The sequence below is a fragment of the Candidatus Oleimmundimicrobium sp. genome (genome assembly GCF_030651595.1).
GTDB lineage: Bacteria > Actinomycetota > Aquicultoria > UBA3085 > Oleimmundimicrobiaceae > JAUSCH01.
In genome coordinates this window covers 1-8,485 of the sequence record NZ_JAUSCH010000099.1, presented here as the reverse complement: position 1 = coordinate 8,485, position 8,485 = coordinate 1, and the positions used below count along the sequence as shown (strand labels likewise).

The 8,485-nt window shown below is 39.2% G+C and carries 7 protein-coding genes; all 7 read right to left on the bottom strand.

Translation table 11 applies throughout. The features are described from left to right. Positions 1–466 precede the first annotated feature (466 nt). Positions 467–622, bottom strand: a complete 156-nt coding sequence (locus Q7U95_RS05915; RefSeq protein ID WP_308752730.1) for a hypothetical protein — start codon at positions 620–622, stop codon at positions 467–469. A gap of 155 nt (positions 623–777) precedes the next feature. After that, entirely contained in the window at positions 778–1,548 is a 771-nt protein-coding gene (locus Q7U95_RS05910) for a replication-relaxation family protein (RefSeq protein WP_308752728.1), read from the bottom strand. Then, on the bottom strand, positions 1,545–4,061 hold the full coding sequence (locus Q7U95_RS05905; protein ID WP_308752727.1) for a TraM recognition domain-containing protein: 2,517 nt from the start codon (positions 4,059–4,061) through the stop codon (positions 1,545–1,547). Before Q7U95_RS05905 ends, Q7U95_RS05910 begins: the two co-directional genes overlap by 4 nt. A gap of 167 nt (positions 4,062–4,228) precedes the next feature. After that, entirely contained in the window at positions 4,229–4,687 is a 459-nt protein-coding gene (locus tag Q7U95_RS05900) for a metal-dependent hydrolase (RefSeq protein WP_308752726.1), read from the bottom strand. After that, positions 4,684–5,229 (bottom strand): M23 family metallopeptidase, encoded by a 546-nt coding sequence (locus Q7U95_RS05895; RefSeq protein ID WP_308752725.1) that lies wholly within the window; start codon positions 5,227–5,229, stop codon positions 4,684–4,686. Before Q7U95_RS05895 ends, Q7U95_RS05900 begins: the two co-directional genes overlap by 4 nt. Next, complete coding sequence (locus Q7U95_RS05890; RefSeq protein ID WP_308752723.1) at positions 5,222–7,432, bottom strand: ATP-binding protein; 2,211 nt, start codon at positions 7,430–7,432, stop codon at positions 5,222–5,224. Before Q7U95_RS05890 ends, Q7U95_RS05895 begins: the two co-directional genes overlap by 8 nt. A 90-nt stretch (positions 7,433–7,522) precedes the next feature. After that, on the bottom strand, positions 7,523–8,485 hold a 963-nt coding region (locus tag Q7U95_RS05885; RefSeq protein WP_308752721.1), incomplete at its 5' end, for a hypothetical protein.

Sequence of the window (8,485 nt, the reverse complement as noted above, 5' to 3'; positions counted from 1 at the left end):
CTTATTAATATATAGCATTCCATAATATACAATTAAACTTCGAGTTAAGACAAGTTTCCCCTTCAAGAATTACCAAAAATCACAGATAAAATGCCTTAAATTCTACTAACATTCCATAATATACGTTATATTTCGTAATATGCAGAGTTCCATATAAGTATGGATTTGTATTGCTGATAATTAAAAGTTCGAGTCCAGAGTGGGTTAAATGATTGGAATGTGTCCTGAACAGGAGTTTTTCTTCAAAAAGCACTGGTGGGGGCAACTTCCCCTAATTTCTTTCTAATTTTCTTAAAGGGTAACCCGGGTTACACTATCTTAACATTCAATCGTTCCCACAAAATCTTTAAAAGTGATTCGCAAAAACCCGCGAATAACATAAGATTTCAAAGGTCATTATTAAAAGCACCTATGTTCCTGTGCGCATAATCTTTTCCTACATTTCATACCCTCAAAATCATTGCCCTTATTTCATTCCCTCAAAATACCCACACTTCATTCCCTCTTTCTTTTCTTTCTTTCTTTTCTTTCTTTTCTTTCTTTCTTTCTCTTTATCTTTATCTTTAAAACTATAAATACACTTACGCCCCCGCCTAAAAAATAGCCAACCAACCAACTGCATATTCCACCGGAATAAGTTGGTCGAGGGAGTGGTAATCACGTGTCATTTTAGCTGAAAGCTGACACGTGATTACCACTAACGAGCTGGCGTTTTTTAAATAATGGCGGGGGCGTGAAATGATTAGTCTTAAACTAACCACCTTACTAATCAATTTTTTAGTCAAATATTGAGGATTTTCCGTTACTATAAATACTCTCAAAAACCTTACCCTTTATCCCTCTATTGAATGTTGTAAAGTGTACACCTATCATCTGTCTTTCTTCCTCGCTTGTTTTTCTTTTTGTTTTTCTCGTTGCCTTCTTTAAAAATTTAATTCTATCTTCGTCCTTCACAAATACTATAATTTCTAAATACTCAAAGTCATTTTTATTTTTATCATTAACATAATTAACATACCGATCTAGCTTTCTTTGAAAAGCTGCCGTCCTCATAGTTCCCAAATCAACTTCAATACAATAATTTTCCACGAAACCATCGTCCTTAAATTTTACAAACCCGTCAGGAATTGGAATTGACGAATTACCGATGAGACTTCTCCACTCCAACTCACTCTGCCATTTAGCCCCTTTAATTTTGCTGAACATAATCATAGTATCCGCGATTGCAAGAGTATGAGCGTAAAAAGAAAGCCCTTCCGGTTGTTTTTTTAGTACAATTTTCTTAACGTTTTTAATGTTATTATCCGTCCAACCGGCAATAAGCGGGATTGCTTCTTTACCCGCCGAATAAATAAATTCATCCGTTCCATCACCCATAGGTCTTGCAAAACGCAATCGTTTTAGATAATCCTCCCCCGTAAGTTCTCTTAATCTTCTCCATGCTGAATTATCACAAATAAAAAAAAGCTCTTTTAAATGTTTCGTCTTTAAAAACCGTTGCTTATAAAGGGTTAAAATTATTTCTTTATCACGTTTTGTTATTTTCATTTTACTTTTCTCTCACTTCCTAAAACTTTCATAAAATATCTTCGTGGTCTATCAAGCTCGCCTTTTTTCATTTTAATTTTTGTTATTTCAAAAGCGTTTTCTATTTTTTCAGGTGAATAATTTATAAGAATGTCAGTATAAAATTCTACCTTACTTGCTTCCTCAAAAGCATTAGCGATCTCTCTCGCTTTTTCTCCAATCCCCGCTGCTTTTTCGATGTTCTCTCTTTTAATCTGTAACTTTCTTTCAACATCTTCCCGCTTACTTGAGATTTTTTCTCTTGATAATTTCTTAACCTCATCTGCAACTTGAGTGTCCGGGTCATCAACTAAAGGTATGGTAATCCCAGAAAAAGGTTTTGCCTGTTTTCCGTCAACCCTCAATTTCACGTAGCAATTAAAGCGATCTAAATTCGCGATATCGCTTGTGTTTATCGTCGGCTCAAACTCCCCAACAATGTTTTCTGCTTCCTCCGCTGCGAGCTGAAAGCAAAGGAGAGTTCCCACGTTCCCTAAAACAGCCCCCCTGATTGCCTCTGTAAGCTGTGAAGGAAATTGATTTGCTAAGGTAAGAACTATGCCATATTTTCTACTCTCTGAAAGCATGGTCGCGATTCCATCGGTGCTAAAATTTTGAAACTCATCTAACCACACATAACAAGGTTTTCTTTTTGAAGGGTCAACCTCTACCCTGGCCATCGACTCAAGCTGAATTTTAGAGACGATCATCCCGCCAAATAAACTTGCGTTATCTTCTCCTATACGTCCCTTCGCAAGATTAACGATTAATATTTTCCCCTCGTCCATTATCTTACGAATGTTAAAAGTACTCTTTTCTTGAGCGATGACATTTAAAATTGCCTTGTTGCCTATAAACCGCCTGATTTTATTTAGCGGCGGATTTAAAATAACGTTTTTAGTTTTGATATCAAGCTCATTAAAAGTGGTAAGCCAATAATCTTTTACCACCGGATTTTCAATTTTCGGGATAACCTTTTCCCGGTACGCTTTGTTTGTAAGCATATAAAACATATCCAAAATGGTAGCATCCCCCGCCTCGACTACGGCCGTAGCGCTCATTCTGAAAATATCGTCTGTCGATGGCCCCCAACTACCGGCAAACACTTTTCTAAACACGGCCACCATTTCATCAATTACTAACACCGGCTCGAAAAAATCATCTTTCTTGACTTCCAACATATTAAACCCGGCTGGATATTCTGAATCCGCCAAGTCTAAAATATACACATCTTCCCGCTTCCATTCGGGTATAAGTCCTAAAATTGTTTCTGATAAATCCCCGTGATAATCGACAACAATTACCCCATCGTCCATATCAATATGTTGCAAAATTTGAGTTTGTAAACAGGTTGTTTTCCCCGTGCCGTTTTTTCCTACAACCCAAATATGCCCCTGCTCATCAAACGGTTTAATTCTCACTACTTTTTCTTGCCCTCTGAATTTGCTCCGCACCAGGGCAACGCCCTCATCATTCGTAAAATGCACGGGAGCTTTTTTTGCTCCGCTCCATTTTATTCCGGGAGTCCCTAAATTTTTATTCGGCATGTGCCATAACGAAGAAAGCTCCTCGATGTTGAGAACTTGTCTTCTTGTTATCGGAAAGCTCCTATTATTTAAACGTTTAAGGTGCTTGCCCTTAAAAACCAAAATTTTCTTTTTAAAACCATTGAGGCCACCGATGTTATATTGCTTATAACTTGCGGCAATATTTCTCGTGAGCTGTTTTGCTCTTTTTTTATCTTTTGCGACTACACCAAGGCGTAACACAAACCTAAAACCGAGCTTTGAACACTTGCCTTCTACTGCCTTCATAATCATTTTTTCGGTCTCGGTGTGTTCTCTTGGCGCTCCTTCTCCGCCCCCTTGCGAGTCCATGCTGTCTGCCCCTGTCCCAATGGTAAAAACCGATTGGACGATACTCAAAACAAAAAGAACGATATCCCCGGCAATTAACCCAACCAACCCCCCACCCGAACGCCCTACCGCTTTGTTTGAGGTTTCAATACCTTTCTCCCCCCACCTTCCACCAACCGGCTTCACAAGAAGCTGAATTATTATTTTTTCACCTTCGTTAAGTCTGGTGAGCGAACTTGTAATACCGGCAAGCGGATCCGTGTTTTCAAAATCTCGAAACGTTTTAATCGGGAAGGCGGTATTCTTGTGGAGTTTTAACTCACTCACCACAAAAACTTTATCTTCCGGATCAAGGGTTTCAGCTTCCTCCGCCTGCTCAATTTCCGCGGTGGTATATTGAGCATAAATTTGTTTCTCGACCCATTCTCTTAAATTCTCCGGCGTGCCGACAAAAAATATTATTCCCTCCGCGTTTGCTTCTATCTCAAAACTTAAATATTCCTGCCCTCTATCTAAGATTATTTGATGAAGTGGTTTATGTATGCCGTGCAGGGTAGCGAAAAGCTGTTCCGCTGCGAAAGGTGTAACTTCGTTGTCTCTTGGCAAGGTTATTTTTAAATACTGAATTTTGTCCTTCATCTGCTAAAAAACCGCTTTGTGAGTTGCGTTTTAAGCGGTTTTTCCCACCTCCTTAATGGTTTAGTATGCCCATTTTTTATGTCTTTTATTACATATACGTTATTCACCAATCCTGAATATTTTGTTTTAGATCTGTCCGGAAATTGCGAATAATTTTAATCGAATATTCATTTAAGCCCGCCCATGGCCAGCCCCAAAATCAACACAACAAGTAATAGATATTCTTTATGGCCATTGACTTTAAAAGTCGCCCATTTTGGCAACTCAAAAATCTTGTAATCTGAAAAGGGTAAAAATGGTTTAACGCCGGTGGCCGTAAAACCATCGGCTAACAAGTGTAGAAAAAAACCGGCAAAAAAACTGAGTGTCAAAAAGAGGTCCTTAAAAATAATAAAAAAAATAGATGAAAAAAGAAGACAACTTAAAAGAGTATGTGTTCCACCTCTGTGTTTAAATATAAGCCGAAAGGGCAACGCCAAAAATCCTAACCAATTTCCAATCGTTGTATTTTTCTTATCAACATCCGGGAGTAAAGAACCGATAACGCCCGCCCCGATTGAGGCGGTTGTCCCCTTAATCCCTATTCCTGCCAATGCTCCGATTGCTGCGTGTGTTGCCCCTATCATATTTGTCTCTCTTGAGCATTTTCAATCTGTTTTAAGATAGGGTAAGGGTTAACCCATGTTCCATTAACCTTAACTCCAAAATGGAGATGGCAGGGGGTAGTTCGGGCGTTTCCTGAATTTCCCATATATCCAACAACCTGCCCCGCTTTAACCTTAACTCCTTTTTCAATCCCCGGCGCGAACCCGTTTAAATGCGTGTAATAATATCTCTTTCCGTCATCCGTATTTATCCAAATTGAAAGCCCGCCTAAACCACCGGAATACTTTTTTGAGATAACCCCGTCATAAATTGCATAGAGATAAGTCCCTCTCTTTGCGAAAACATCACAACCGTAATGTCTGCGTTCCCCCCCGTCTCTGGGAGCAAGCCAAGTATCGCAATATGAGTATTCCCCGCCTACCGGAAAACAATAACCGTCCGTGTTGATAATTGGTGTCCCACCGCTCAAAGCGGTTGAGGCTCCTAAAAATAAGAGAATCACAAGCCCGACAGCAAGAAACGGTATAGCCATTATTTTAGGAAACAATTTTATTTTAAACATCTTCGTCCTCAAATAATTCCGTTGGATCAGTTGTGATGAGTTTGTACATATCACCAGAAGCCTTTATTTTTAAAGCAACGTGTTCGTTGCCGGCAAACAAAAGCCCTTCCCCAACATCACAAGATAAAATAAAAGTCCTTTCCCCAACGCTTAATTTAAAAGCCTCTGTTATTTTATCTATGGCTTGAGCGCTCTGCTTCAATAAAAATTGCATAGATGAATTTGTAGCAAGAGCTATACCGTCGGGATTATCCAAAACATCTTCCACGTCTTGCGTGATAGTCGTTAAGCCAAGGTAGTATTTTCTTGCCCTCTTTGCAAAACTCTTTAAAAATCTGGCTGTATCAGGGTATTGCAATAATTGCCACGTTTCCTCGGATACTAAAATCCGTTTTTTAGGATTTTTTCTAATAATTTCCCATATCCAACCCAAAATAACGTGCATCGCAACCGGTCTTAATTCTTCTTCAAGATTTTGAATGTTGATAACAGTAAAAGAATTATTTAACTCAACGTTTGTTTTCCCGTTAAAAAGACCTGAGTAACTTCCTCTGATAAACCGCTCCAACCCCAAAGAAGCGTCTTTCGCTCCTAATCTTTCTATCTCTTTTATGACGTCGGCAAGATAAACTTCTTTTTTCTTTTCATATGCCTGGGTAATTGCTTTATCAAATATTGACTTCGTTCTTCCGCTCACGCTTTGAGCGAGCATAGTCGCAAAAAGCCCTTGTAAATATAAACTTTTTGCTCTTAGATTTTTTATATCCTCAAGTTCACAAGGGTTAATAATATCCTTGCTCGAAGCCGAAAGCTCTATCACTTGCCCGCCGATTGCTTCCGCCAAGGCGGTAAATTCATTCTCCGGATCAATAACAATTACATCCGCCCCACAAAGCCAGTTTCTTATCGTGTCGAGTTTGACCGCAAAACTCTTGCCAGCCCCCGATTTTGCAAAAACAATCTGATTGGCATTTTCAAGAGAAAACCGGTCAAACGTAACAAGCGTGTTGTTGTGTTTATTAATCCCGTAAATTATCCCGTTTTTTGCCGAAAGCTCCGAACTTATAAATGGAAAACAAGCCGATAAACAAGAGCTGTTAAAATTTCTCGTACTGTGGAGGTAATCCCGGCCGATAGGCAAAACTGATTTAAACGCTTCCTCTTGCTGAAAGTTCGCCGAGTGCGAACGCAAAAGCATTGAAGAAAATATCATCTGCACCGCTTTAGACGCTTGCTCCAACTTCTTTTTCGAGGTTGCTCTGGTAGTGAGATAAAACGATACATCAAAAATCTTTTCGCTACCTCGCAGAAGCGCATTAAGAAGCTCCTCGCCATCTATTAATTTTATGTTCGTCAACATATCCGGGTTTTTCCCGATATATTGATCATAATTAGTAGTGCGCCTTAATTTTTTTATATCTCGTGCCAACTTGCCCGCCATTAAACCTGAGTCCGATGGGTGAATATGAATAGAGAAATCAAAAGATTCTTGCATATCTAAAATACGCGACAACCACCCTCCAAAAACTTTCTCCGGGTATCCGTTTGAAGGTATTAAAAAGGTTTTAACGTATAAATCGTCTAACTTATAATAATCTGAATTACTGCTGTCTATTGATTTTGGAGCTATCCTATTTATCGCAAGCTCGCCTTTTCCTGCCCCGTTGTTTGCCTCTACGAGTAAATCAACGATTTTCTCGCCTTCTATCCGGTTAACTTTTAACCCGCATTTTTCAAGTGCTTTAGCTGAAAGCTGAAACCGGAGATTAAGCTCTCTTTCCGCTTCCTCCGCCTCACCCTGAAAAGGAATAATGATATAAAAAAACTTTTGAAGAATTTTATTTTTTTCGACTAATTGTTTTACAAAACTTAATTCACTTTCTGCAATTTCCTTAGCTTCTTCCCCCCGCTCCGCAAACTTTTCCCGCAAATTGGCAAGATAAGAGGAAATATCCAATTTCCTGGACTGAATTAATATTTGGATAGGGTAGGGGATAGAATCGACAAAAGCCCTAAACCCCGCAAGTATAGCTTCTTTTTCCTCGTCTGATTTAAGATAGAAATTTATAGTTGAAACTCTGGCCACCGCACGATATTCAAAATTTTTTAAGATGATATAGTCATCCGTAACATCGAGAATATCTACAACGTCTTGAGTCGCCGGTATTGGTTTATTTCTTTTTCGTGCTATCTGAACTGCCATTTCTTTAACTCTCCTATCTTCCGATAGTTTATATTATGTAAACTAAGCCGTTTTGCTCTCTATTCTCTACAATCTTATAAAAAGCAAAACTCACTCTATCGTTACGCTCCCCTCATCCTGTAAAGACCGGCTCCATTTAGTTTCTTGCTCACAATCAAGTTCGGGTATATTAATTCCGTAAAAACCGTTAACCGGTATCTTGCAATAACAATGAGCCGTTGTCCCATCATCGGCAGTTAAAATGATGTGAAGTTCTGAATTAGATGTAGCTGCCTTCGGAAATTCTAATCTTCCCTTATAACTTCCCTTCTTCCCGGACTTAAAATCCAATGTTGAGGCGTGAACTTTAATCGTTCCTTTGTTTTTAAGGCGTATGGTATCGTGATATGCCTCAACCTTTATAACCTTCTTAGAGGCGTCCCAGTTAAGCGTGAAGCGCATATCGCAAGTCTCGCCGTTCTCTCTATTATGAAACGCCGAAAAGATGTATTTAGGAGTCTTGGAAAGCGTTATGCTGCCTTCCAGCCCTTCAATCCAGTAACCGTCTTTAACCCACTTCCAAGCCGTATAGGGAATTTTTTCTGTATAGCTTACCGTGCGCCAGGCAGTATAAGGTACTGTATAACTTACCGTGCGATAAGCAGTGTAATATTTCCAATAACCCTGTTTTATCAACACGCTTTGAGTTGTGTAATAAGAGGTATCAATCCATTTTTTAGCGGTATAGTTTTTCCAGTATCCGCTTTCTACCCACGATTTTCCCGTATAGCTATATCTGTAACGTCTTTTCAGATAATCAGACCTATAATAATACCCTGTTACATAGTTATTGGTATGATGAGGCGCTCCGATCCATACTCGGTAATAATACCGATAATATTGCCACGTCCCACCATAAGCGTTCCAAAAAACCGTGAAGCTGTATTGAGGATAAGGTCTAATTTTACTTTTGAGAACAGCAGGAGAATAAGTCGGGCCCCAATATCCTGTCTTTACGCTATAAATTTTTTCCCATGGACTCCAAGCATAACCCGTCCAGTATTTCCAATATGA

What these genes read in the sequence shown, in the direction of transcription:
- Q7U95_RS05910 (WP_308752728.1), bottom strand. Translation starts at nt 1,548, where the DNA reads ATGAAAATAACAAAACGTGATAAAGAAATAATTTTAACCCTTTATAAG.
- Q7U95_RS05905 (WP_308752727.1), bottom strand. Translation starts at nt 4,061, where the DNA reads ATGAAGGACAAAATTCAGTATTTAAAAATAACCTTGCCAAGAGACAAC.
- Q7U95_RS05915 (WP_308752730.1), bottom strand. Translation starts at nt 622, where the DNA reads ATGCAGTTGGTTGGTTGGCTATTTTTTAGGCGGGGGCGTAAGTGTATT.
- Q7U95_RS05895 (WP_308752725.1), bottom strand. Translation starts at nt 5,229, where the DNA reads ATGTTTAAAATAAAATTGTTTCCTAAAATAATGGCTATACCGTTTCTT.
- Q7U95_RS05890 (WP_308752723.1), bottom strand. Translation starts at nt 7,432, where the DNA reads ATGGCAGTTCAGATAGCACGAAAAAGAAATAAACCAATACCGGCGACT.
- Q7U95_RS05900 (WP_308752726.1), bottom strand. Translation starts at nt 4,687, where the DNA reads ATGATAGGGGCAACACACGCAGCAATCGGAGCATTGGCAGGAATAGGG.